The following is a 23,248-nucleotide window of genomic DNA, read 5'->3' as shown; positions in this document are numbered from 1 at the left end:
ATTTTGTGTAAAGAGAACTTAGCGCCCGGCGTGGGCTGTCTGGAGCAGTGTGGCTACGCGCACGGTGCGGACGATGGCGGGCTCTCTGGCGGCCATGATCTGGCGCATCTCTCCTGCGACGCTGGTGTCGCGGCAGAGTGCGTCGGCGGGGCAGTCCTCGCAGCTCACGCAGCCCTTCGCGGTGGTAAGAAAATGCGCCTTAACCGCCGCCGCGGCGAACGGAGTCTTCTCCGTCCGCCACGCCTGCGACGCCACTGCCGCTGGATGTCCGGCGCGGTATTCGAGGAAGAGCATGCGCGATCCGGTGAGGAGTTCGCTCGCGCCGTAGAGCCCGGCGTAGGCCGCGACCGCGAGCGACACCGCGCCGTAAGCCAGTGCAATCGGCAGCGCAAACGTTGCGACGGTCAGTGCGATCGCGGTGGCATAGCAGGAGAGGCAGCCGTACACGCGATGCGTGTCGCGTGCGACCCGCCACTCCGCATACGCGGCGAAGGCTGCCTGCGCGGCGCCGATGCCGACCAGCCAGCGCGCGTCCATATCGTTGTAGCCGACGAGGAAGAGCAGCGCTCCGGCGGCCAGACCGGCGATGGCCTGCGCGTAGACGGTGCGGCTGGTGGTCGCGCGCGCCGGCAGTAGGTGGCCGAGGAGAAGCAGCACGACCCCGTCGAAGATGCAGTAGGTGGCCCAGCCGGCGATGGCGAGGGTCTCGAGCACAGGCAGCGACAGCATCGAAGCGGTGACCTGGGGCAGGGCCAGGATGCCGGCCGCGGCGAGCAGCGTCAGTGCTCCGCGGATCGAGGAAAACGTCCAGTACTCGCGAAAATCGTTCATGAGGGTGACTCCTTGTTGTTGAGTTTCGGCGCAAGAACGAGAAAGCGCGGTGACCGCGAACACGCGCCCCTGTGATGCCGGTCACAATCGGGCCTATACTGGGCCTGAATCCGGTTTTCGCCATGCCTATTGCGCGCGCCCAATTCGCTACCCGTTGTGAGAGCTGCGAACACCGCACGCTGCGGCTGTTCTGCAACCTGACGCCGGACGCGCTGGCGGCTTTTGGCGCGATTGGAACCAGCGCCAGCTTCCCGCGCGGCGCGACGCTCTTTCGCGAAGGCGACCCTGGATCGGCCATCCATGTGCTGTGTTCCGGCCAGGTGAAGCTGTCGTGTACGTCGCCGGCGGGTAAGGTGATGATTCTAAAGATCGCCGGTCCGGGCGATCTGCTGGGGCTTTCGGCGGTCGTCGGCGGCCAGCCCTACGAGGTGACGGCCGAGTCGCTCGAGCCGGTCGAGGTGCGGCATATCGGCCGCGCGGACTTCCTCGCGTTTCTGGCGGAGTACGGCGAGGCCAGCATGCACGCCGCGCAGACCATGCAGACGGAGTATCGCAGCGCCTTTCTGGACGCGCGGCTGCTGGCGCTATCGAGCTCCGCCAGCGGCCGGCTGGCGCATGTCCTGCTGCGCTGGGCCGACGGCGTGACCTGCGGGAAGGAGGCGTTGCGCTTCAACATGGCGCTGACGCACGAGGAGCTGGGCAGCATGGCGAACCTCTCGCGAGAGACGGTTACCCGCCTGCTGGGGCGGTTTCAGAAGGAGAAGCTGCTGGCGATTCGCGGGGTGAAGGTGGAGATTCTGGCGCCGGAGAAGCTGCGGGAGCTGGCTGAGGCTTGAGGTTTCGGGTATTCTTCGCGTATGCAGATCACGATCGATATTCCGGACGAACTGGTCGCAGATGTAAAGGCGCGTGGGTTGACGCCTGAAGACGTCATGAAGAGCTTGATCGCCGATCTGGGAGCTACGCTGCATTCCAATGCTGCGCCACGGCTCAACGACGAAGAGTTCAACGCCTCTCTGGACGCACTCGCCCAATTTTCCTCCAAGATCCCGATTCTGCCGAAGGACGCTTTCTCGCGTGAAAGATTCTATGAGGATCACGATTGATGGCAAGGTCACTCTACCTTGCCGATACAAACATCCTTCTCCGATTGGTTCAGCAGAGGCACCCTGAGTATGCCGTCGTGCGCGATGCAGTTGGCCGCCTGCGGAATCGGGGCATCGACCTTGGGTACACTCTGCAAAACATGGCTGAGTTCTGGAACGCGTCCACGCGCCCGCTGAGCAGGAACGGATTCAATCTGACACTCGATGAGACGGAGAGAAACGCTCGTGAGATAGAGCGTAGCTTCACATTCCTGCCGGATACCGAAAGCGTCTACACGGAATGGCGCAGGCTTGTCATGCAGTACAGAATTTCGGGTGTGCAGGTTCACGATGCGCGGCTTGCCGCGGCGATGTATGCCCGCGGCATGACCCATGTTCTTACATTGAACAGCTCAGACTTTGCACGATTCGATGGACTGACGGCGATCGAACCTATCCAAGTGTAGGCATGGTCGTATCGACGCCCACACGGATGCCTGTCGGCCAGCGGCTGGTCACGGTCTTGATGCGGGTGTAGAACCGCACACCCTCAGGCCCATGCACGGCATGGTCCCCAAATAACGACCGCTTCCAACCGCCGAAGCTGTGGAAGGCCATCGGCACGGGGATCGGCACGTTGATGCCCACCATGCCGGCCTGGACGCGGTGGGTGAAGTCGCGCGCCGTGTCGCCGTCGCGGGTGAAGAGCGAGGCGCCGTTGCCGAACTCGTGTTCGTTCACCATCTGGAGCGCGGTCTCGAAGTTGTTGACCCGGACAATGCCGAGGACTGGCCCGAAGATCTCCTCGCGGTAGATCTTCATCTCCGGCTTCACGTGGTCGAAGAGGCATGCGCCGAGGAAGAATCCCTCGCCCGCTGGCAGCGCGCCCGCGCGTCCGTCGACCACCAGCTCGGCGCCTTCGGTTGCGCCGAGGGCGACGTAGCTCGAAACCTTGTCCAGATGCGTCTTCGTGACCAGCGGGCCGAGGTCCACGGGCGAGCCGGGCGCGTCCAGCGCGCCGTCGCCAATCTTCAGGCTCGCGATGCGCGACTCCAGCTTGCCGATCAGGTTGTCCGCCGTGGCGGCGCCGACCGCGACCGCGACCGAGATCGCCATGCAGCGCTCGCCGGCCGAGCCGTAGGCTGCGCCGACCAGCGCGTCGGCGGCCTGGTCGAGGTCCGCGTCCGGCATCACGATCATGTGATTCTTCGCGCCGCCCAGCGCCTGCACGCGCTTGCCCGCCTTCGTCCCCTCGCGGTAGACGTACTCGGCGATCGGGGTCGAGCCAACGAAGCTGACGGCCTGCACGCCCTTGTGCTGCAACAGCGCGTCGACGGCGGATTTATCGCCATGGACGACGTTGAAGACGCCGTCCGGCAGCCCGGCTTCCTTCAGCATCTCGGCCAGCAGATTCGCCATGCTCGGGTCGCGCTCGCTCGGCTTCAGGACGAAGGTATTTCCACACGCGATCGCGACGGGAAACATCCACATCGGCACCATCGCGGGGAAGTTGAACGGGGTGATGCCGGCGACGACGCCCAGCGGCTGGCGCATGGACCAGCTATCGATGCCCGCGCCGACCTGCTCGGTGTATTCGCCCTTCAAAAGCTGTGGGATTCCTGTGGCAAACTCGACGACTTCGAGCCCGCGCGTCGCCTCGCCGCGTGCGTCCGAGAGCACCTTGCCGTGCTCGCGGTTGATGAGCGCGGCGATCTCTTCCAGGCGCTGCTCGAAGATCTCGCGGAACCGGAAGAGCACGCGAGCGCGGCGCAGTGGCGGCTGGCTCGACCAGGCCGGGAATGCGGCGGTAGCGGCGGCGACGGCTGCGTCGACCTCGGCGTCGGTGGCCAGCGGAACCCGCGCCTGCACCGCGCCCGACGCCGGATGGAAGACATCGCCAAAACGGCCGGAGACGCCGGCGACCGGCTTGCCGCCGATCCAGTGCGACAGTTCGCGCAGCGTTGCTTCGGAGGGCGTGGCGGAGACGGGCGTGGCGACTGCGGACATGGCGTGAACCTCGGAAGATTTGGGTGAAGCGGAAATGCAAACGCCTATCCTATCAGACACGGACGCCCCACGACCGCTGGGTTGATCGTGGGGCGTATGGATGGAGGGGGCGCCCCGGCTACGGCAGGTAGTAGCGGAAGCTGGTGTAGACCATGTTGTTGGTGGCCTTGGGCGCGCCGCCGACGCCGGTCCATGCCTCGCGCGTCAGGTACGAGTAGGCCGCGCCGTACTGCAGCTTGCCGGCCGGTCCGCTGTAGAGCCGGAAGACCCAGCCCGCGGAGCCTTCGATCAGCGCGCGTGTGGCGCCGGTGCATGTGCTGACGCCGGGCGCGTAGCCTGTACCCGCGGTCGGCAAGGCCTCCGTGTTGCAGGCCGCGTTCGATGCGGTGGGCGGAGCGTAGCCGACCAGCACGCCGGCGGCGCCAACCTTATACTCGCGCTGCACGTACTCCGTGCCCGCGTAGGCGAAGAGGTCCAGCCGCTTCGACGGGTGGGCCTCCAGCGAGAACATCCCCTGCGCGTTGCGCAGCGGCGCCAGCGTGCCGTTCGGACGCACGGTGATGTCCGGCAGCAGCGACGCGCCATACCGGCCCGTGCCGTCGCCCGCGATCAGGTGCAGCCCCAGGTCCAGCTTCGGCGCGACGGGAAAGCGCGCGTTGGCGATGAAGCCGCCGCCGAAGCGCGTGTCGTTCGCTGCGTTCAAGGAGTTCGTGGGGTAGTTCGGGTAGTAGCGGTCGCGGAAGAACCGGCCGATGCCGCCGAGCTCGTAGTGTCCGAACTTCGGGTCCCATGCGGCCTTGACGATGATGTCCGGCGCCACCTGGTTCGTCAGGTTTGCCTGGTTGCTCTCAAGCCCCGGCAGGGCGCCGGGTGCGCCGAAGAAGAAATTCAGGGGCGCGTTGGTCGCGGCAAACTGGTACTGCGAGGCCTCGAGCGCCACCGCCAAGGTCAGGCGTGGTGTAATCGCATCCTGCAGGCGGAAGCCTACCTGCCGCAGGTACGAGAAGCCGACGTGCGCGTTCTGATCCGGAACGAGCGGCCACTGCTCCGTGTTATTGTCGGTCGCCTTCCTGTTCTCGGTAGCAAGCGTCCACATCTGACCGCCGGTGAACTTGATCTTGCCGACTACGGCCTGCGCCCACGCCTGCCGCAGACGCAGCGTGTAGCTATTGGTCTGGAGATTGTTCGAGGTGATGCCGGCGGAGAGGAAGTCGCCTTCGACAAACGCGTTGATCGTGCCGAAGGGAACCTTGCCGCTGAGCAGGATGTTCGGCCGCGTGGCGCGCGCCGAAGGCACCCACTCGCTGGTCTTCGCCTCGCCGGAGTTCATGTACGGGGTCGCGTTGAAGTTGGTATAGATGTCGGCGTTCATCGCACGCTGACGCCAGATGCTCTCGCCCGCGACGAAGCCGCCGGGCGTAAGCGTGATGCCTTTGTAGTGCAGCGAGAGCGGCTCGTTGATCGCCTTTTCAAGCGTCTTCTCGGAGGCCTTCACCTCCTGTACGCTGGCCGTGACGGCCACGGACTTCACCTGCAGGTCGCCGACGGAGTTCTTCAGGTCGTTCTCGACGACGACGTTCTGCTGCAGCGTGGCGTCGACGGTATCGACATGGGTCGCTGCGGCGGAGGCCTTTCTGTCCGCGCTCAGCACCGCGACCTGGAGCGAGGAGATCTGTTCGTCCTTGGCCGCGAGCGCCGACTTCAACTGGTCGATCTCGCCCTGCAGCTCCTCGCGGAGCTGGCGAATCTGGGTCTCGACCGAGGGCGCGGCCTTCTTCTTCGCGTGCGCCCTGGTCTTTGCGGGGGGCTTCGCCGTTTGGGCCTGACCGGTCAGGGGTAAGACCGCCAGGGAGGCGGCCACGGAGGCGATGCGCAGCGACTTGTTCATACGGACTCCAGAAAAGACAGCGGTGCGGGATGCGTTTTTGGGAAGACGCCAGCGGATGAGAACGCGGCACTCAAGATTCTCCCTGAAAAAGGCCATCGCGCGAGCGCCGTGGAGACGATGTAAGGAAAAAGTAAGAATGTGTGCCAAGACATTCGCGGACGCCCTAGCATCATCGTCATCATGCCGGAAAAGATGAGGTGTGGCCGCGCATTGAAGCTCCCGTGAGCGCCCTTGTCAGAACTTTAGGCTAGAGTGCCTGCTGTAATCGCTCAATGGAAGTCATGAGACCGCACTTCGATGGCTACGGCATGAAGCAACTCCAGAGCCTCGGCCTTTACATGCACGATGCCATCCTGATTCTGGAGCTTGCCGTAGACCTTCAGAAACTTTCCTCGGGTGACGAGCGTTCGTTCGCGTTCGTATAGCTCGGGGTGGATGATGACGTTGGCGATGCCGGTTTCGTCCTCCATGGAGAGGAAGATGAATCCCTGCGCTGTGCCGGGCCGTTGGCGAGCGATGATCGCTCCTGCCGCCCAGACCCGGCGGCCATCGGGTTGCTGTTGAAGCTCTTTGGCGGAGAGAACCCCGGCGCGCCGTAGCGTACTCCGCCGGAAGGCCATTGGGTGCGGGCCAGTGGTAAGGCCCGTTCCGGCATAGTCCGCGATGAGCCGGTCCTCCGTCTTCATCTTGTGCAACGGCGATTGTATGGTGTTTGGGGCGGCGTCCTGCTGGCGCAACAACGGGCCTACAGGGCGGCTTACTTGCTCGATTTGCCAGATTGCATCCCGGCGGTGCTCGACCCCGCCTAGCCTGTTTAGCGCGCCAATACGGGCCAGTTGGGCGAGGTCGCTGCGCGTGAGAGCAGGCACGCGCAGGGCGAGGTCTTCGGTGCTTTGGAATGGACCCCCCGCGTTGCGTGCCTCCACAAGCTGCAACGCTGTAGTGGTCTTAAGGGAGCGGGCATAGTTCAGGCCTAAACGTAGGGAGCGCTTGCCATCCGGTTCGTGCTCGATGGTGCAGCCGGTGTTCGAGACCTGAACATCGACGGGCTTTACCCGCAGCTTGTGACGCTGGGCATCCTTAACCAACACGGCGGGCGTGTAAAAGCCCATCGGCTGATTGTTGAGCATGGCGCAGGTGAAGGCCGCAAGGTACTTCACTTTGAAGTAGGCCGAGGCGTAGGCAATGAGGGCGAAGCTGGCGGCGTGCGACTCCGGGAAGCCATAGAGGGCGAAGGACTGAATGCTCTGGACGATCGTCTCCTGCGTCTCTTTCGCGATGCCGTTGTCTTCCATGCCCTTGCGCAGCTTCACCATCAGCTCCGCCATGCGCTGCCAAGAACGCCGCATCCCCACGGCTTTGCGCAGTTCTTCTGCCTCCGCGCCGGTGAAGTTGCCCACCACCATTGCGATGCGCAGAAGCTGTTCCTGAAAGAGTGGAACGCCCAGCGTGCGTTTCAGGACGGGTTCGAGCGAGGGCAGCGGGTAAGTAATAGCCTCTTTCTTCTGCCTGCGGCGCATGTATGGGTGCATCATCTTGCCGACGATGGGGCCAGGGCGGATGATCGCGACCTGCACCACGAGGTCATAGAACTTCTTCGGTGCGTTGCGTGGAATCGAGGCCATCTGGGCGCGGCTCTCGACTTGAAACATACCCACCGTATCGGCGCGGCAGAGCGTGTCATAGACCTCTTTGTCGTCCTGCGGTAGCTGGGCAATGTCTATAGGCTCGCCGTAGTGTTCGGGGATGAGGTTGAGGCAGTCCTTCATTACCGCCATCATGCCGAGGCCGAGCAGGTCGATCTTGACGAGGCCCAGGTCGGCGCAGTCTTCCTTGTCCCATTGCACGACGGTGCGGCCCGGCATGGACGCGCGTTCCAGCGGCACGACGCGGTTGAGCTGTCCCTGACAGATGACCATCCCGCCGGAGTGCTGCCCGAGATGACGTGGCAAATCCTGCATCCGCTCGCACAACTCGACGTACTTGGCGATGCGCCAGTGTTTGAGGTCGAAGCCTGCATGGCGGAAGTTGTCGCCCATGGTCTCGTCCTTCTTACGCCACTCCCAGTTGCCGATGAGGCCAGAGAGTCGGCCCAATGTCTCTTCATCGAAGCCCAACGCCTTGCCCACCTCGCGCGCGGCGGATTTGCCTCGATAGGTGATGACGTTGGCGGTCATGGCTGCGCCCAACTCGCCGTAACGCTGATAAACGTATTGGATTGCCTGCTCGCGCTTCTCGCCGGAGGGCAGGTCAAGGTCGACATCGGGCCATTCGTTGCGGTTCTCGTTCAGGAATCGCTCAAAGAGCAGGTCCATGCCTACGGGGTCGATGGCGGTGATTTCAAGGGCGTAGCACACGACGGAATTGGCTGCGCTGCCCCGGCCCTGGATCAGGATGTCGTTGTCCTTGCAGAAGCGGACGATATCCCACACGATGAGGAAGTAGCCTGCAAAGCCAAGGGTTTCGATGAGGGCAAGCTCGCGCTCTGCCTGCTTCTTGGCTCGTTCGTGCAGTGCCGGGTCACGCTTGGGTGCGTAGCGATTTTCGATGCCTTCAGCCACCCGCTTACGCAGGAAGATCTTCATCGGCTCGCCGGTAGGGGTATCGAAGCGCGGGAACTCATAGCCGAGATCGTTCAACTCGAACTCCAATCGTTGCGAGACGAGCAGGGTGTTTTCAATAGCCTCGGGAAGATCGCTGAATAAACGGCGCATGGCCTGCGCGCCGCGTACCTGCCGCTGCGAATTAGCCTGCAACAGGCTGCCCGCCTTGTCGAGCGAGGTGTGATAGCGAATGGACGAGAAGACATCCAGGACTTCGCGCTCATACTGCGTGGCGTAGCGGACGCCGTTGGTGGCGAGAATGGGCAGGCGCAGGCTCTCGGCGATGCGAAGTGCGGCCTGATTACGTGCCTCTTCGGCACGGTCGCCGTGGCGTTGCAGTTCTACATAGACGTTGCTGCGTCCAAAGACCTCCGTAAGTTGTTCCACGCACTTGCGGCCTGCGGATTCGCCTCCGCTGTTCAAGGCTGCGGCCAATGGGCCTTCCTCGCCGCCGGTCAGGCATAGGAGCCCGTTGCCGAACTCCGCCAGATCATCGAGCCTTGCCGCACCCTCTGACTTCTGCGGCTCCCGCATTTTGAAGCGAGTGATGAGCTGGCAAAGGTTCTGGTATCCCGTCTGTGAGGCGCAGAGCAGGGGCAGGCGCACCGGCTGGGCAACGTGCTGGTGAGGTAGCCAGACCGGCGGTCGAATGCAGTCGCCCAGACCACGCACCGCGACCTCCGAGCCGATGTGCGCGCGAATGCCGTTCGTCTTTGCGGAGGAGTGGAAGCGCGCAACCCCGTACAGCCCGTTGCGATCAAGCAGCGCCATCGCAGGCATCTGTACTTCGACCGCTGCGCGAATCAGCGACTCCGGCTGCGAGGCCGCTTCCAGGAAGCTGAAGGCGCTGGCCGCATGAAGCTCGACATAGCTCTCGTCAGTCATACAGAGCCTCCAACTGCCAGCGTTTGCGTAGACGGTCGTGCGAGATGAGGCACAGCAGCGTATCGGCTTGAGCCGTTGCGCGGACATCCCACTCCTCGAAAGACCACACCTCGGACGACCACCAATCGCCGCTCTTGCGCCACGGGCCGTAGGCCTCCTGCACCGTGTAACGTTTGCCATGAGCGAAGAACGTTGTAAGGCAACGCCCATCATGCTGACCATGGAGTTCAAGCGGCGGGCGGCAGCGCCGCAAAGCAACGCTGTGCGTGCTCGGAATGTCTTTCTTCGGTACCGTGTTCGGAACGGCGAAGCGCTCCATGACGAAGCTGTCCGGGCGGTGTGTATCGAGCAGCCGGGCACGGCCTACGCGGTCTTCGCCGACCAGCGCGGCGATGCGGGCCAGCGTGACATCCAGACGCATCGGCTCGGGCGTCTGCGGGGCGAAGAGGCCAAGCTGTACCTTGCTGCGGTCGCCTGGCTCGGCGTGGACGAAGATGCTCAGGATGCCCGCAGATGGCGGGTGCGCCTGAAGGTCGAGATGCAGCAACTTCAGCAGCACCTCGCGTTGCAATACGGGCAATGCGGGTTTGATGGTGCGTTCGTGCTCGCCACCGCCATCTAGACCAAGTTTGATAGTCACGCTTGCCAGCGCATATGACCTGTTTTGTGCGCGGGTGAGCAGTTGGTCGAGCATTGGCCCGAGGACAAAAAGCAGCGAATCAAGCATCTCCACGGGCGCATCGAAGGCGACGAACTCCTCCAGGGTGAAGACAGCTTCCTCGGGAACCATGAGATGCGGGTGTTCGCCACGCGCCATCAACCGCAGCCGCTTTCCCGCCTGCCCCAGTCGGACGACCAACTCTACCTCCGGCAAATCGGCCAACTCTCCCAGCGTATGCAGCCCCCAGAGCGCCAGCGTATCTGCCTGCGTAGGGGTGAGGTTCAGAGCCGCCAGCGGTAGTTTGCGCAGGTGCTCGCGCTCCTGCCCCGCAGGGATGAACACTGGAGCCTTGCGAGCCGCAGGCGCAATACTGATGGAGGTAGGCAGGTTCGCACTGCCTGCAAGCTGCGCATGAAAGCGAAGCGCAGCCATCGCGCGCAGAATGTTATTGAGAGCCTGCAGCGCTGGCCCAAAGATGCGCGTTGTGCCGGTCATATCCAGCACCATGACGAAGGCGGATGAGGCCGTCGGCTGCACCTCGATTCGCGGGGTGAATAGCCCTGCGGCCTCCAACAGGGCGGCGCGTGCATTTCGCTCCTCCGGCTGAGAGCGCCGCAGCACGGAGAGGTCGGGAAAGGCGTCCAACTCGGCGCGTGTCATACCCTGCGCCACGCCCAGTTTGAGCGCCTGTGCATTCATGCTGCATACCTGCTCCAGCGGTGCATCGCCTGCAAGCACCACCACCGGCACGCGCTCCAGATCGGGCCGCAGGCGTAGGAGCGCCTGCGCCGGGAACTCGGGAACATAGACGCAGACGTACAGCGGCTCTATTACTTCGCCTGCGCCCATGGGGCCTCGCTTGTCCATGTGCCGGGTCGCTCTGGCTGCGGCGGCTTGCGAATCGAAACGACTCTCTCCGGGCTGCCATGGTGGCGCGTGCGCTCGGTCATGCCAGAGTAGCGAATCCCCGTCATGATGGTGTTCTCCGCTACCATCTGCCCGTTTTCCATGCGGACGACCAACTCCGCACTACTGCGGGCGCTGGGGTGTTGCGTCAGCAACAGCAGGCTGACGCGGGTGCGCTCGCAGGCTGCGCGGAAACGAAACCACGTCGCCAGCGGAATGCGCCATGCCTGTTCGGGCGGCGTGCTGCCCAGGTCGAGCACGATCAGGCTGAAGCCGCCATTTTGCAGGAGCAGATCGGCTGCACGCAGGGCTTGGTCAAGCGCTTGCCAGCGTTTGCCTGCCTCCCGAATCCCGGTCTGGGACAGATTGGAGGAGACTGCTTTCTCCACACATAACCGGCCACCGGAGGGAAGGCCAGGAGTGCGTCGTGGCAGCGGCTCGGCACAACGCGGCGTAATCGCAAGATTCTCGCCCCGGCGCGGTGGAAGCCGGTCGAAGGCGATTTGCTCCTCTCGTTTTTCAACGCGATATGCAAGAGGTCGATTCGCCACGCCCGGCGTCCCGATGGACCGCTTCTCGCGCCGGTTCTGCCGGGCTATCTGGTGATCGTGCAAACCGCCGTGCGCGGTCAGCATGGAGGCAATAGCCTGCGGCATATCCTTGCCTTCAGAGCGCGGGTGCGGGCTGCCACCACCCGTGTTATGAACCGGGCTGGACGAGCCTGCGGTAGGCACGGAGAGGCCTCTGGGGGCTTCAGGAGCGATGGATGAGACTGCTTGCTGGCCTGCGCCACATCGAATCCACAGCAGCCGTTCCAGGTCGACCCCGTTCGCGGCCACGGTCTCCGGGGATAGTGCATCCGCCACGTCTATCCAGGCGCATACATTCCCGTCACGCATGATCGTCGCCACATACGCCAAAGCCGCCGTTGTGCGCCCCGAACCTTCAGCTCCTACGAACTCCGTCAGGTTGCCTGCGGGCAAACCGCCATGAAGTAGCTGGTCTAGTTCCGCCAAGCCGCATTGCACCCGCTCCGGCTCCCTCCGTATGCGCGGGGAGAGAGCGGCAGGCATGCGCGCGCTGAGCGAGACGGCGATTTGATCGCGAAGGAGGGCTGCACTTTTCAAATTAATACCTTCGCCTTATATTCGCCTATCCGCGACGTAGCTGTCACCTCGGATCATAGGAAAACTATGGGAGCGCATCCGTTTATGTCTTTGAAAAAGAAAGGTTTAAGACACATTTTTCTGCTGACATTCACACAGTGCACGCGGGCAGTGCGCGTTATGGGTGGCTGCAAATCAGGGAGGGCAAATCGAAAAACGCCAAACGAAATGTCCCGCTCACCGGGCGAGTCTCTGCTATGCGGACGGCGCGCTTGGCGCACTCCTTATCAGATTTGGTCTTCCCCGGCGAAGTGGTCGGAAAGCCGCTGCTGGGTACAAGTCTGGGACACGCGCATATCAAACTCTGCCGCCCATTCACCCTGCAAGGAAAAAGCGCGTCCGGCATTTCATCTTCCCGAAGGAATTCGTTCTGCACTTGTTGCGTCATACTTGTCTGACTCGTTTAGGTGAGGCAGGGGCAGACGCGTTTACAATCATGAAGCTGGCCGGTCATTCCAGCGTTACAGTCAGCCAGCGCTATGTTCACCCGACGCCGGAGTCTGTAGAACGAGCTTTTGACCGGTTGGAAGCGCTCAATCAGAAGGCATTGGAACGGGTCAGTGGTGCAGAGTCCACACAAAATTCCCCACAGCGTCTTTTGAAGACGGCGTAAGTTGCTGAAGGGCCTATAGCTCAACGGTTAGAGCAGGGGACTCATAATCCCTTGGTTGGGGGTTCGAATCCCTCTGGGCCCACCACTCAAAAACATGCGTAGATACTACTCGCTCACTTCAACCAGAGGTGTCCAGAGGTCGCAACCGCGATTGATTGCAGGGTGCAAATACAAAACCGCGCTGAACGCATGCATCGCGTTCAGCGCGGTTTTTTAGTGCGGGTTGGGTTAGTGTTTCGGGGTGAAGCCGAAGGTGACCGAGAGGACGATGCTGCGGCCGGGCTGGATGCTGACCGTGTCGGCGCCGTTGATCGGCGAGACACTTGTCGGGTTGAACGAATCGGCGTAAGTCGTTCCGTTGGCTGAAATTACCGGCGCGGGGATCACCGCGCCGGCGGCGTTGTAGTTGGTGACGGCGCCAGCGATGCCGTAGCTGGTGAAGTTGTGCTGGTCGAAGAGGTTGTTTACGCTCAGCCGGATCTTCGTCTGATCGAAGCGCGTGCCGCGGCGCAGGGTGTAGTTGAGGAAGGCGTTGGTCACACCGAACGGGTTTACCGTGCCCTGGTTGTGGTACGAGCCGTTGTCCAGACGCTGCGTTCCGACGCGCTTGTTCAGCAGCCCGACGTCGAAGCCCTTGCCCTGGTAGGTAATTGCCTCGGCCTCGGTGTCGGTGGGGCTTTTGGCGACCCACTGGCCGCTGGGCGCGACCTCGGTCAGCAGAGGCGTCGCGGCCGTGCAACCCGCTCCGGCGATGCAGGGGGTGTAGACGTTGCCCTCATAGTAGGCGCGGCCTACCGTGGCGTTCAGGTATGCGCTCAGCCCGTGGCCGAAGTAGATGTTGCCCTCGGCCTCGAAGCCCTTGGTCACCGAGCCCGGCTGCAGGTAGAAGACTGCGGGGTCGAGGTTGGTGCTGGACGTGTAGCTGTTCTGGAACTTGATGTGGTACGCATCCATGTCGAGCGTGACCCGCTTCAGCTTCAGCACGGTGCCGCCCTGGTAGGTGGTCGAGCGCTGCTGCTTGGGCGGCTGCGAGATCGAAGGATTCGGGTTGCTGGGGGTGATCGTCTGGTTGTAGTCGTACACGTTGCTGGGCGGCACGATGGTTCCGGTCGAGACCTGGAAGTAAGCCGACCAGTTGTTCAGGATGCGGTAGTTGGCGTCGGCCGAAGGCAACCACGCGGTGTAGCTGCCGTGGTTGGTGACGAAGGGAGAGCAGACGGTCGGCGTGACCGTCGTGTTGCACAGGTTGCCGATCGTCTTGCCGTCATCGGCGAACTGCTTAGTGTCGATCTTGAAGTAGGAGAACTTCGTGCCCGCGACGATGTTCAGCTTCTTCGTCACATGGAACTCGTACTCGGCGTAGGGCTGATAGGTGTTGTTCCAGAAGAGCTCGGAGAAGTTGGGCAGGGTCTGGTCGGCCCAGTGGTTCACCGGATCGCTGGGGAACTGGTGACGGTTGGTCCTGGCCCACTCGTACCAGAGGCCGGCGCGCAGGATGCCCAGCTTCGAGGTCTGACTTACCTGCAGCGTCTCGCCGTACTTGCGGTAGCTGTTGTATTTGTCGACGCCGCAGGGCAGGGCGGTGACGCCGGTGCTCTTCTTGGTCACGCCGACGTTGCATGGCGCGATGGACAGGCCCAGGTAGCTGGTCGAGCCATTGATCGTGGTCGCATCGACGATCGGGGTGATGGCCGTGTACAGCTCGGAGTTGTCGTAGTTATAGGTGTAGGGCTTGAAGTCCAGCGTCAGGTGGAAGGGAAGCTGCGTCTTCAGACCGACGTACTCGAAGTCGGTCGGCACGTGGTACTTGTTGTACGTGTAGTTGAGCGGGTTGTAGGTATCGGTGTTGCCCGCGAGGTAGAACCGGATGCCGGCGCCGGCATAAAGTGCGTTGGCTCCCGTGCAGGTGTAGCCGGTTGCGGCGCCGTACATCTGGCAGCGCGTCGCGTTGAAGTTCGGCGTGTTCGCATCGACGAAGACGACTCCGGAGAAGCCCGTCAGCGTCGTCTTGTCGGAGAGCTTGTACTGCAGCTTGATCGAGCCCGCGTTGCGATTCTGGAAGTTGTTGCTCTGGTAGCCCTTCGAGTCCATGTGCTGGACGTCGATGAAGGTCATCAGCTTCTTGTTGGGCAGCGTCGCGCCGGAGTCGTACTGGACGTCGGCCAGCAGCGTGCCCCACGAACCGTAGGAGACGCCGCCGCGGATGTTCTGGACCGGTGAAAGATCCTTCGAGAGCAGGTGGATCGAGCCGCCGAACGGCGTGGGTCCGATGGTCGAGGCGGTGCCGGGGCTGCGGTCGAAGTCGATGCCGCCCAGCCACTGCGACGGGAAGAAGGCCCACGAGTGGTGCGTCGGCGAGTTGGTGTCGTAGAACGGCAGCCCGTCGAAGTCGATGTCGTATTCGCCGTCCGAGAAGCCGCGGAAGTAGGTGCTCGACTGGCCCAGACCAATGCCGTTGCCGTTGGTGGTGAAGGTGCCGGGCGCCATGTTGACCGCCTCGCCGTAGTCGGCCAGCGGCGAGGTGAAGTTCTGGATGAAGGCCGAGGTGATCTCCGTGCGGGCGGAGTGCTCATCGAGCAGCGCGTCCATCGGCGCGTAGGCCGCGGCGATGGAGTGCGTCGCGTCGGCGTCGACCGAGATCTCGTCGGTCGCGCCGCCGACCTGCAGGGTCAGCGCGAGCGCGTCGGTATGGTCCGCGCCCACGTGGACGCCCTTCTTGCTCGTCATGCGGAAGCCGGCGGTGTAGACCTCGACGGTATACGTGCCTTCGGGCAGGTTCGGGACGAGGAAGTGGCCCTGTCCATCGCTGGTCGCGTTGAAGGTCTTGCCGGTCTTCTCGTCGCGGATCGCGAGCTTTGCGGAGCTGACCACCGCGCCTTTGGCGTCGGTGACGCTGCCCTGCAGCGGCTGGCTGACCTGGCGGGCGTTTGCCGACAGCGTTGCGAAGGCCAGAAGGGACACCGCGGCAGCCATACGCAGGCAATTCGCAAGGGTTCTGGTCGATTTCATCGTGGCGTGTTGGGGGTTCATTGAGTGGTTCTTCCTTTATCTGGGGGATGAAAGTCTTTCGAGGGGCCGGCTCGAAAAGGCTGAGGCTTCAAAGGCTGCTGCAGATTGGGCGAGTCGCTGCCCAGGCGGTGGAGGCCGCCGTTCTCACAGGCTCTTGGGCGGTTGAGGGAATGGGGCGCTACTTCGCCGCTACGGCTGCATGCTGCTGTGCGTGCAACTCCGCGCTCGCAGCGGTGAGGTCATCCACGAACTTCGCGTTGGACATCATCGCGCCGAAGACCGCGAACGCGATGCGGCGGCTGGCCTCGAGGTCGCTCGGATAATGCACGCCGCAGACCAGCCGGTTGTGTGCATAGTCGTCCGCGCGGTCGAGGATCTCCTGCTTCTTCTCCGGCATCATCTCCGCCAGGGTGAAGCCCAGCAGATAGCCCGAAAGCGTGTGGCCGCTCGGATAGGAGTTGGGCGCCTCGGTCAGCTTGCAGACCGGGTGCAGCGTCTTGTCGCTCTGGTAGGGCCGAGGCCGCGCGAAGACCGTCTTCAGGTCGCCGCTGGCCGCGCCTTCCTCGGCATGGACGCGGGCGGAGAGCGCGGCTGTCAGGGGCAGCGTCTCCGGCTGAAACCACGCGCCGAAGACCGTGCGGTAGCTGAAGATGTCCTGTTCGGCGTCGTCGGCCTTGGCGGCGGCGACCTGCGCGGGTGAGCGCGCGGTCTCGATCCGGTGCAGGGTCGCCAGCTCGGCCTGCGTGGCGGCGGAGTCGGGGGCAGGCGGCGCGGGCGTCAGCGCGGCAAGGCGCAGCGCGGCGGGGTCGAGATAGAGGCTGGCCTTGGCCGCCTTCCTGGCGACTGCCGGTTCCTGCGCTACGGCCGGGCGTCCGCGTAATGCGAGGGCGAATAAAGAGACATGAAAGATCGTGCCGCAGGCAAGCATCCACGCGCGGCCCTGTCGTTGGGACATGTTGCGTTCTCCTGACATCTTCTTCTATGTGCCCAGTCTGGCAGCGCCCTGTTTTCGTTTTGTGACGGCACTGTGAACGGGCTGCGAATAATGAGTTAAGGAGCCTTAAGGTTTCCTGTCCTGGCAGGGCCATCGAGCTGCGGCGAACCGTGCGCGAGCGTGAACCACGTTTGGTACGCGATATCCACTCCTTTTCGTTGCCTTTTCGCGAAAGGGACTTGATTGGTAACCGGTCGCGCGACATACTCGCAGGAGCGTAACCAAAGCAGCAACCTGAGCCAGGGGACGCAAACAGACACGTGACCAGATACAGCCGCCAAGACGTACTGCGAATCCTTCACCTGCAGCCCCGACATCTCGCGGCCTGGGAGCGGGCTGGGCTGATCCCGACTCTCACGGCGGACGACGCCTACACCTTCGAACATCTGTCGCAGCTCCGCGCCCTGCGCGAGATGCACGCCGCGCGCGTCTCCTCGCGCAGTATTCGCGCCTCGTTCGACGCGCTGAAGGTCGCGGGGATGAACAACCCGCTGCTCGAAGCCAGCGCCGTCCGGCGCGGCGCCCGGCTGGCCTTTCGCCACGGCGGCGCACTGCTGGACCCCATGACGCAGCAGCTTGCGTTCGACTTCGAGACCTCCGCCACACCGCAGTTGCACATGGTTCGCGCCGGCGAAAAGCAGCCCGAGCGTCGCGACACGCAGCAGCACGCGCACCTGCAGGAGCTCTTTCTGCGCGCCGTACGGCTGGAAGAGGACGCCTCCACCATCACCGAGGCGCAGCTCCTTTATGAGGAGATCCTCTCCCTTAGCCCGAATCACGCTCCGGCGTCGATCAATCTCGCCACGATCTTCTATCATCAGCGGCAGTTCCAGCGGGCGGAGCAGCTCTACCGCCATGCCACGGTCGCCGACCCCGACTACGCGCTTGCCTTCTTCGACCTGGGCAATGTGCTGGACGAGATGCAGCGCCTGCCCGAGGCCATCGCCGCCTACCAGCGGGCGGTCGAGATCGTGCCCGGCTACGCCGACGCGCACTACAATCTGGCGCTTGCCTTCGAGCGCCAGAATGAGCGCCGCCGTGCGCTGCGCCACTGGATGGCTTACGTCCGGCTCGATCCGGTCGGACCATGGGCGAATCACGCCAAGATGCAGGCGCGCAAGATCCTCAGCACTGAGCGCCTGGAGATCGTCTCCCGCCGCGGTCGCAGCGTGCCCGTCGCGGGTTAGTCGCCGCTGGTTTCTATCGCCAAACGGCAGTTATTCCGAGCAAGAGACTGTCATCCTGAGCGCAGCGAAGGATCTGCTTCTCCTGAAGCGCCACGTCCTCCGCCCGCCGGTATCGCCGGTGGAACATAAATCCCAGCAATCCTCCCTTGTAATCATGCGCGTTTGACCACGAACCCTTTACACTGTGGTCAGGCCACACGATGAGCGCACAGTCCAACCCGGCACCGAAGGCTCCGCTGCCGTTTCTAGGACTTGCCTGCGCCGTCGGCGTCTCCTCGATCTACTACAATCAGCCGCTGCTCATCGATATGGGCCACACCTTCCACGGCACAGCCGGGCAGGTGGGCTTCGTCGCCGTGGCGACGCAGGCCGGTTACGCCCTGGGCATGCTCTGCTTCGTGCCACTGGGCGACGTGCTCGAACGCCGCTCGCTGATGATGAAGATGTATGGCGCGGTCGCGGTTGCGTTGCTGCTGGTGGCGCTGGCGCCCAGCCTGCCATTTCTGATCGCGGCCAGCGCGCTGGTCGGCATGCTGGCCTCGGTGACGCACATCGCGCTGCCCATTGCGCCCGATCTCGTCGGCGACGCACAGCGCGGACGAGCCATCGGCATCGTCATGACGGGGCTGCTGCTGGGCATCCTGCTCGCCCGCACGTTTGCCGGCTGGGTCAGCAAGATTCATGGCTGGGAGTATGTCTTCGTCGTCGCCGCCCTCATCAACCTGGCCTTCGTGCCGCTGCTGCGCTGGAAGATGCCCGCGCTGCCCCCCAAGCAGGAGATCACTTATAAAGATGCGATGATCTCGCTCTGGACGCTGCTCCGCACGCAGCCCCTGCTGCGCGAGAGCTGCGTGCTCGGCGCGCTGGCCTTTGCTTCGTTTTCCTGCTTCTGGACCACGCTGGTCTACCTGCTCGCCAGCCACTATCAGCTCGGCGCGGGTGTCGCTGGAACCTTCGGCGTGGTTGGCGCGGCGGGGGCGCTGGTGGCGCCGATCGCGGGCCGCATCTCCGATAAACACGGTCCGCGCTGGGTCCTGATGGCTGGCATCGGCACGCTCGCGCTCTCGTACCTGATGCTGTGGGGCGGGGAGCTGGCGCACACGCGCGTCGCACTGCACATCGCCGCGCTGGTCGTGGGCGTCATCGTGCTGGACATGGGCGCGCAGATGACCCAGATCGCCAACCAGACACGGATCTTCGGCCTGGTGCCCTCGGCCCGCAGCCGACTGAACACGGTCTATATGGTGTGCTACTTCGCGGGCGGCGCCATCGGGTCGGCCTCGGCGGCGATCGCATGGGACCACTGGCACTGGAACGGCGTATGCACGCTGGCTCTGACCTACATCGGCCTCGCAGCGCTGCGCCTGATCACCGGCGTGCCCGACGCTCCGAGGAACCAAAGCCAGACGGAGTCGCACAGCGGGGCGATGGTCAAGGCGTAGAGCAAAGGGAATACAAGACGCAGAACCTTCGCCGCGCTCAGGATGACAGCTCTTATTAGGGATAGACGAGAGGGTGTGGTGAGCGAGGCAGGGATCGAACCTGCAACCCCGAGCTTAGAAGGCTCGTGCTCTATCCGATTGAGCTACTCGCCCGTCTGCGTCTGGTGTTGATTGTAGCTTTTCTTTCTGTCATTCCCGCAGGGAATCTGCTGTCGTTCTTCGGCTACAGCCTGGACTGCGCCAGATCTTTGCTGCGAATCACCCCGACCACCGCCTCCAGCGCCTGCCCCCAGTTCTCGTAGGCCGACGCGGCATCCGCGCCGATGGCCTTTACGTAGACGCTGATGGCGAAGCCCTCCTGCGGGCCGGTCAGGTCGACCATCGCCGGGCGCAGGATGCAGTCCAGCGCCGCGTAGGGATGATCGAGCGGCTCGACATGGCGTTCCAGCCGGTGCAGCAACTGTTCGTGCTGGTGGAACGAGGCGAAGGTGGAGCGGTCGCGCCAGATCAGGTCGATATAACTGGCGAACCCCGCCGGCGCCTCGGCCGCGGGAATGTCCAGCTCGTACTGCAGCGCCTCCAGCTCGTCGGCGAAGTCGCCGTCCAGTGCATAGGCATCGCATTTGGCTGTAAAGACGGGCGAGCGGTTGGCGTTCAGCGCTCGCAGCGCCTGCATGATCGGCGCGTGCAGCTCGGCCTCGGGTAGATGGTCGAGGTCGTAGGGATTCTCGCGCAGGTCGACGAACTCTGGGCCGGCCGCTGCCGGGGACGTCGCTCCCGTCTCTGCGTACGACGTCTCCGCGAAAGACCAGGGAACCACCAGAACGGGGTCGTCCACCCCACATGCCACCGACCACTCTGCCACCATCCGGTTATTATCTCAGACCGCTGGCCGATTTCAGCGCCGTGCTAGCCCAGCACGAAGTCCACCAGTGTGGACTCCGCCCAGTAGCCGTCGTCTCCGGCGGCCGCATCGGGTGGCGCGAGAAACGCGCAATGGCCGCCGTGCTCCGTTTCGATCATGTGGATGCTGGGGTTGGCGTCGATCTTCGCGCGGCTCTCCCGCGTAATCAGCACGAAGGGGTCGTCGAGCGCGTGCAGGATCAGCGTCGGCACGGCGATCCGGTCGAGCACGCGCGCTGCGGCGGCCCGGTAGTAGTAGTCCTCCGCGCCGCGGAAGCCGGAGTAGAGCGCCGTAATCTTCTCGTCGAACTCGCGCAGCGAGCTGATGCCGGTGGCGCGGTTGGCGTCGTAGGCACGGGGGAAGAGGACCGTCTTGCGGCGATACCGCTTCAGCAGTGCACGCAGGAACTTCCACTCGTAGAGCCGGTTGGCGGGCGCATGCAGCAGCGTCGCCGAAGGCCCCAGGTCGACGGCGGGAGAGACGCCGACGACGCGGTGAAGCTCCGGCGGAGCGGCCTCGCCCACGTCGCCCGCCAGCTTCAGGACGAGGTTGCCGCCCATCGAATAACCCACCAGCGAGACCTGCCGCAGTCCGTACCGGTCGACGAAGTAGCGCATCACCGCCAGCACGTCGCCCGACAGGCCGGAGTGGTAGAGCGTCGGCGTCAGCGCCTCGGTCCCGCCGCAGTTGCGCATGTTCATCCGGACGACGTTCGCGCCGCGCTTCCACAGCTTGTTCGCGTTGCCGACGATGTACTGCGAGTCCGACGAACCTTCAAGGCCGTGCAGCAGGATCACCGTCGGCCGCTCCGCACGCACGCCGGCAGGCTGCCAGTGGCAGACGCACCGCACCTGGCTGGCGATCTGGCTGCCGCTCGCGGGCGAGACTTCGACCAGTTGTTCTTCCGGCGCCGGAAGCGTGTCGGTGCGCGGCAGGAAGTTGCCGACGATCGTCTGCAGGTGGCCGTTCGTCAGGTAGCGGCGGCAGAGGTAAGGCTTTGGGTTGAACTCGAAGCTCATCCGGCGGCGACCGCCATTCGCAGCAGAGCCGCGCCGTTCAACGCGCCGGTCGGCTCGTCCTCATGCTTGAAGTAGGCGTAGACCTCACGCCCAGCGTCGGTCAGGTCGGCAAACTTCGCGACAAATTCGGCGAGTTCCGCGTCCGTGTATCCGCCATTGCGCCGCAGCCGGAAGCAGGTATGCGCGGGCGCGGTGTGGACCTCGGGGCTGGCCAGGTCGTCGCTCTCGGCGATGCACAGCGCCGCGCCGAACTCGGTCATCAGGGCGAAGACCTCGGGCGCGAACCAGCTCTCGTGGCGGAACTCGAAGGCGATCTTCTTTTCTTTCAATGCGGAGATGGACAGGAATCCGCGCAGCCGGTCGAGGTCGAGCTTGAAGTTAGGCGGAAGCTGAAAGAGCAGCGGCCCCAGGCGTCCGGCATCGCCGACGGGCTGCAGGGCGGTGAGCAAGTCCGTCACCTGGCCTTCGCAGTCGCGCAGCCGGCTGAAGTGCGTGATGCGCTGCGGCGCCTTGAAGCTGAAGCGGAATCCCTCGCCGGTCGCGGCCAGCCATTCGGCGAGCATCTTCGGCGTCGGCAGCGCGCGGAAGGTGTAGTTCACCTCGACCGAGTTCATCTGCGAGGCGTAGAAGCTCAGGAATTTTTTGCTGGAGACGTTCGCGGGGTAGAAACCCGGCTTCCAGGTCGCATACGCCCAGCCCGAGGTTCCGGCGAAGAGTCCGTCCGGCGCCGCCGGAGGCAGGGAAGCCGGTTCAGGCTTTTTCGCAGCACTGGAGACAGGCATTCGCGGACCTTGCAGGGTTTTGCTGAAGAGAAGAGGTGTTTGGGGCGGCTAGTGGGTTTCGAACCCACGACATCCGCTGCCACAGAGCGGCGTTCTGCCACTGAACTATAGCCGCCACATTGATTCTGAGTATACCACCTATGGGCGAATGAGGCATCCTAAATGCAGGGGCGCGCCAAAAATGCCGATCACCACCAAACCCGAGATTCTCTCGCCCCGCCAAACCGCCAGCCGGACCGGCGATCGCGTCCGCACCGGCGGCCTGCTGAAGGATGAAAACCTCGACCTGCTCTCGCATCTGCTCGACGATTTCATCCGCATTCCCGGCACGCCGATCCGTTTCGGACTCGACGGAATCGCAGGGTTTATCCCTGGCATCGGCGACGTGATCGGCGGGCTCGCCTCGTCGATCATCATCCTTGCCGCGTGGATGCGGGGCGTGCCGTATATCACGGTGCTGCGCATGGTGGTCAACGTTGGCATCGAGACCGCCGTGGGCTCGATCCCGGTGCTGGGCGACGCCTTCGACATCTACTGGCGCGCGAACCGCCGCAACTATGCGTTGCTGGCCGGCAGCCTCGAAAGCCCGCGCCGCCACACGGTTGGAAGCTGGCTCTTCCTGGCCGGCCTCTGCATCGTGTTGACCGCGCTGATGCTCGCTCCGGCAATTCTGCTCGGCTGGTTACTCTTCCATCTGTTTCACGTACACCCACGCGGGTTGTGATGCGTTAGACTAGAGATATCGTCGGGGCGTAGCGCAGTCTGGTAGCGCATCTGGTTTGGGACCAGAGGGTCGGGGGTTCGAATCCCTCCGCCCCGACCATTGAATTCCTTTCGGGCGTCTCGCCCATCCCATTACAATCAACTTCTCCGGAAACCGTGGCGGCGTCATCCCCTGCGATGGCGCGGCGCGCACGGCATTCGGATCGCGCTTATCGCAGAAGCGACACTCTTCGCCGGTAGATTCGTCGTGGACCATGAGTTGGTCCGCCCGGCGAGCCAGATGATCCGGAAGTTTGACCATCGGGTGGTCCTTCCCATCTTCAGCCATCAGGGCGGAGGATAGGACCTTTCCGGGCGCCGACGCCACCTCCTTCAATAGAGAAGCAGACCTCGCAAGAGTCGGATAAGTCTTCCTAAGTGACAGAAAAATAAAGAAATTAAACAAAAAGAAAATTTTAGATTGACATCTTCGAGTGGCGGGCGGTAGTTTGCCGGTGCTCGAAAAAATTGCTTTTCCCGGTCTCTGTGGTCTGACCAGCATTC

The 23,248-nt window shown here is 63.6% G+C and carries 18 protein-coding genes, 4 tRNA genes and 1 pseudogene; 9 read left to right on the top strand and 14 right to left on the bottom strand.

Features of this window, described 5'->3' with window-relative positions; all coding sequences use genetic code 11:
- Positions 1-18: 18 nt before the first annotated feature.
- Positions 19-831 (bottom strand): hypothetical protein, encoded by an 813-nt coding sequence (locus tag CHB87_RS00770; RefSeq protein WP_089406488.1) that lies wholly within the window; start codon positions 829-831, stop codon positions 19-21.
- Positions 832-953: 122 nt separating this feature from the next.
- Here CHB87_RS00770 and CHB87_RS00765 point away from each other — a divergent pair, with 122 nt between their 5' ends.
- Genes CHB87_RS00765 through CHB87_RS00755 form a run of 3 tightly spaced genes read left to right on the top strand, consistent with a single transcriptional unit; the run spans position 954 to position 2,383 of the window.
- Positions 954-1,667 carry a Crp/Fnr family transcriptional regulator gene (locus tag CHB87_RS00765; protein WP_245817738.1) on the top strand — a complete coding sequence of 238 codons (714 nt, stop codon included), beginning with the start codon at positions 954-956 and terminating at the stop codon, positions 1,665-1,667.
- A gap of 21 nt (positions 1,668-1,688) precedes the next feature.
- Positions 1,689-1,937 carry a hypothetical protein gene (locus CHB87_RS00760; RefSeq protein ID WP_089406487.1) on the top strand — a complete coding sequence of 83 codons (249 nt, stop codon included), beginning with the start codon at positions 1,689-1,691 and terminating at the stop codon, positions 1,935-1,937.
- A complete protein-coding gene (locus tag CHB87_RS00755; RefSeq protein ID WP_089406486.1) occupies positions 1,937-2,383 on the top strand; it encodes a type II toxin-antitoxin system VapC family toxin in 447 nt (148 codons plus the stop codon). Before CHB87_RS00760 ends, CHB87_RS00755 begins: the two co-directional genes overlap by 1 nt.
- On the opposite strand, the gene CHB87_RS00750 is transcribed toward CHB87_RS00755, so the two are convergent.
- The 6 genes and pseudogenes from CHB87_RS00750 to CHB87_RS22825 form a co-directional block, all read right to left on the bottom strand.
- On the bottom strand, positions 2,370-3,923 hold the full coding sequence (locus tag CHB87_RS00750) for a CoA-acylating methylmalonate-semialdehyde dehydrogenase (protein ID WP_089406485.1): 1,554 nt from the start codon (positions 3,921-3,923) through the stop codon (positions 2,370-2,372). The genes CHB87_RS00755 and CHB87_RS00750 overlap by 14 nt on opposite strands.
- Before the next feature lie 118 nt (positions 3,924-4,041).
- Positions 4,042-5,811 (bottom strand): hypothetical protein, encoded by a 1,770-nt coding sequence (locus CHB87_RS00745; RefSeq protein WP_089406484.1) that lies wholly within the window; start codon positions 5,809-5,811, stop codon positions 4,042-4,044.
- Between the two features lie 269 nt (positions 5,812-6,080).
- Complete coding sequence (locus CHB87_RS00740; RefSeq protein WP_089406483.1) at positions 6,081-9,299, bottom strand: DNA polymerase III subunit alpha; 3,219 nt, start codon at positions 9,297-9,299, stop codon at positions 6,081-6,083.
- Entirely contained in the window at positions 9,292-10,827 is a 1,536-nt protein-coding gene (locus tag CHB87_RS00735; protein WP_245817737.1) for a DNA polymerase Y family protein, read from the bottom strand. Before CHB87_RS00735 ends, CHB87_RS00740 begins: the two co-directional genes overlap by 8 nt.
- Positions 10,791-11,522, bottom strand: coding sequence for a hypothetical protein (locus CHB87_RS00730; RefSeq protein ID WP_245817736.1), 732 nt, complete (start codon positions 11,520-11,522; stop codon positions 10,791-10,793). The genes CHB87_RS00735 and CHB87_RS00730 overlap by 37 nt, the downstream gene beginning before the upstream one ends.
- A 123-nt stretch (positions 11,523-11,645) precedes the next feature.
- Positions 11,646-11,939, bottom strand: a pseudogene (locus CHB87_RS22825) (ATPase domain-containing protein); the annotation flags it as partial.
- Between the two features lie 217 nt (positions 11,940-12,156).
- On the opposite strand from CHB87_RS22825, the gene CHB87_RS22700 reads away from it, so the two are divergent.
- Both CHB87_RS22700 and CHB87_RS00720 read left to right on the top strand, forming a co-directional pair.
- The gene (locus tag CHB87_RS22700; RefSeq protein WP_089406480.1) at positions 12,157-12,645 is read left to right on the top strand and encodes a tyrosine-type recombinase/integrase; all 489 of its coding nucleotides are present in this window, start codon (positions 12,157-12,159) and stop codon (positions 12,643-12,645) included.
- 9 nt (positions 12,646-12,654) lie between these two features.
- Positions 12,655-12,730 (top strand) — tRNA-Ile (locus CHB87_RS00720).
- Between the two features lie 143 nt (positions 12,731-12,873).
- Here the strand turns inward: CHB87_RS00720 and CHB87_RS00715 are convergent.
- Positions 12,874-15,618, bottom strand: coding sequence for a TonB-dependent receptor (locus CHB87_RS00715; protein WP_245817734.1), 2,745 nt, complete (start codon positions 15,616-15,618; stop codon positions 12,874-12,876).
- A gap of 214 nt (positions 15,619-15,832) precedes the next feature.
- On the bottom strand, positions 15,833-16,609 hold the full coding sequence (locus tag CHB87_RS00710) for a phosphatase PAP2 family protein (RefSeq protein ID WP_217896993.1): 777 nt from the start codon (positions 16,607-16,609) through the stop codon (positions 15,833-15,835).
- Between the two features lie 299 nt (positions 16,610-16,908).
- Between CHB87_RS00710 and CHB87_RS00705 the strand changes: the two genes are divergently transcribed.
- Positions 16,909-17,835 carry a tetratricopeptide repeat protein gene (locus CHB87_RS00705; protein WP_089406477.1) on the top strand — a complete coding sequence of 309 codons (927 nt, stop codon included), beginning with the start codon at positions 16,909-16,911 and terminating at the stop codon, positions 17,833-17,835.
- A 200-nt stretch (positions 17,836-18,035) separates the two neighbouring features.
- The gene (locus tag CHB87_RS00700; RefSeq protein WP_089406476.1) at positions 18,036-19,277 is read left to right on the top strand and encodes an MFS transporter; all 1,242 of its coding nucleotides are present in this window, start codon (positions 18,036-18,038) and stop codon (positions 19,275-19,277) included.
- A gap of 76 nt (positions 19,278-19,353) precedes the next feature.
- Here CHB87_RS00700 and CHB87_RS00695 read toward each other — a convergent pair.
- The 5 genes from CHB87_RS00695 to CHB87_RS00675 all read right to left on the bottom strand — a co-directional run bounded on the left by CHB87_RS00695 (position 19,354) and on the right by CHB87_RS00675 (position 22,097).
- A tRNA-Arg gene (locus CHB87_RS00695) sits at positions 19,354-19,430 on the bottom strand.
- Between the two features lie 70 nt (positions 19,431-19,500).
- Positions 19,501-20,145: a hypothetical protein gene (locus CHB87_RS00690; RefSeq protein WP_089406475.1), complete on the bottom strand. Its 645-nt coding sequence runs from the start codon at positions 20,143-20,145 to the stop codon at positions 19,501-19,503.
- 41 nt (positions 20,146-20,186) lie between these two features.
- The gene (locus tag CHB87_RS00685; protein ID WP_089406474.1) at positions 20,187-21,200 is read right to left on the bottom strand and encodes a YheT family hydrolase; all 1,014 of its coding nucleotides are present in this window, start codon (positions 21,198-21,200) and stop codon (positions 20,187-20,189) included.
- The gene (locus CHB87_RS00680) at positions 21,197-21,982 is read right to left on the bottom strand and encodes a DUF72 domain-containing protein (protein ID WP_089406473.1); all 786 of its coding nucleotides are present in this window, start codon (positions 21,980-21,982) and stop codon (positions 21,197-21,199) included. The genes CHB87_RS00685 and CHB87_RS00680 overlap by 4 nt, the downstream gene beginning before the upstream one ends.
- A gap of 40 nt (positions 21,983-22,022) precedes the next feature.
- Positions 22,023-22,097: transfer RNA gene (locus CHB87_RS00675), tRNA-His, on the bottom strand.
- Between the two features lie 66 nt (positions 22,098-22,163).
- On the opposite strand from CHB87_RS00675, the gene CHB87_RS00670 reads away from it, so the two are divergent.
- Together CHB87_RS00670 and CHB87_RS00665 are read left to right on the top strand one after the other, a co-directional pair.
- Positions 22,164-22,706, top strand: a complete 543-nt coding sequence (locus CHB87_RS00670; RefSeq protein ID WP_089406472.1) for a DUF4112 domain-containing protein — start codon at positions 22,164-22,166, stop codon at positions 22,704-22,706.
- 22 nt (positions 22,707-22,728) lie between these two features.
- Positions 22,729-22,805 (top strand) — tRNA-Pro (locus tag CHB87_RS00665).
- The last annotated feature ends 443 nt before the right edge of the window (positions 22,806-23,248 follow it).

This window comes from Granulicella rosea, assembly GCF_900188085.1.
GTDB lineage: Bacteria > Acidobacteriota > Terriglobia > Terriglobales > Acidobacteriaceae > Edaphobacter > Edaphobacter rosea.
This window is presented reverse-complemented; position numbering and strand designations above follow the sequence as displayed.

Excerpts from the sequence above, each read along its gene's own strand:
- CHB87_RS00740 (WP_089406483.1), bottom strand. The coding sequence starts at position 9,299 with ATGACTGACGAGAGCTATGTCGAGCTTCATGCGGCCAGCGCCTTCAGC.
- CHB87_RS00730 (WP_245817736.1), bottom strand. The coding sequence starts at position 11,522 with ATGCCGCAGGCTATTGCCTCCATGCTGACCGCGCACGGCGGTTTGCAC.
- CHB87_RS00715 (WP_245817734.1), bottom strand. The coding sequence starts at position 15,618 with ATGGCTGCCGCGGTGTCCCTTCTGGCCTTCGCAACGCTGTCGGCAAAC.
- CHB87_RS00680 (WP_089406473.1), bottom strand. The coding sequence starts at position 21,982 with ATGCCTGTCTCCAGTGCTGCGAAAAAGCCTGAACCGGCTTCCCTGCCT.
- CHB87_RS00750 (WP_089406485.1), bottom strand. The coding sequence starts at position 3,923 with ATGTCCGCAGTCGCCACGCCCGTCTCCGCCACGCCCTCCGAAGCAACG.
- CHB87_RS00685 (WP_089406474.1), bottom strand. The coding sequence starts at position 21,200 with ATGAGCTTCGAGTTCAACCCAAAGCCTTACCTCTGCCGCCGCTACCTG.
- CHB87_RS00765 (WP_245817738.1), top strand. The coding sequence starts at position 954 with ATGCCTATTGCGCGCGCCCAATTCGCTACCCGTTGTGAGAGCTGCGAA.
- CHB87_RS00760 (WP_089406487.1), top strand. The coding sequence starts at position 1,689 with ATGCAGATCACGATCGATATTCCGGACGAACTGGTCGCAGATGTAAAG.
- CHB87_RS00755 (WP_089406486.1), top strand. The coding sequence starts at position 1,937 with ATGGCAAGGTCACTCTACCTTGCCGATACAAACATCCTTCTCCGATTG.
- CHB87_RS00745 (WP_089406484.1), bottom strand. The coding sequence starts at position 5,811 with ATGAACAAGTCGCTGCGCATCGCCTCCGTGGCCGCCTCCCTGGCGGTC.
- CHB87_RS00670 (WP_089406472.1), top strand. The coding sequence starts at position 22,164 with ATGCCGATCACCACCAAACCCGAGATTCTCTCGCCCCGCCAAACCGCC.
- CHB87_RS00690 (WP_089406475.1), bottom strand. The coding sequence starts at position 20,145 with ATGGTGGCAGAGTGGTCGGTGGCATGTGGGGTGGACGACCCCGTTCTG.
- CHB87_RS00735 (WP_245817737.1), bottom strand. The coding sequence starts at position 10,827 with ATGGACAAGCGAGGCCCCATGGGCGCAGGCGAAGTAATAGAGCCGCTG.
- CHB87_RS00710 (WP_217896993.1), bottom strand. The coding sequence starts at position 16,609 with ATGTCCCAACGACAGGGCCGCGCGTGGATGCTTGCCTGCGGCACGATC.
- CHB87_RS00700 (WP_089406476.1), top strand. The coding sequence starts at position 18,036 with ATGAGCGCACAGTCCAACCCGGCACCGAAGGCTCCGCTGCCGTTTCTA.
- CHB87_RS00770 (WP_089406488.1), bottom strand. The coding sequence starts at position 831 with ATGAACGATTTTCGCGAGTACTGGACGTTTTCCTCGATCCGCGGAGCA.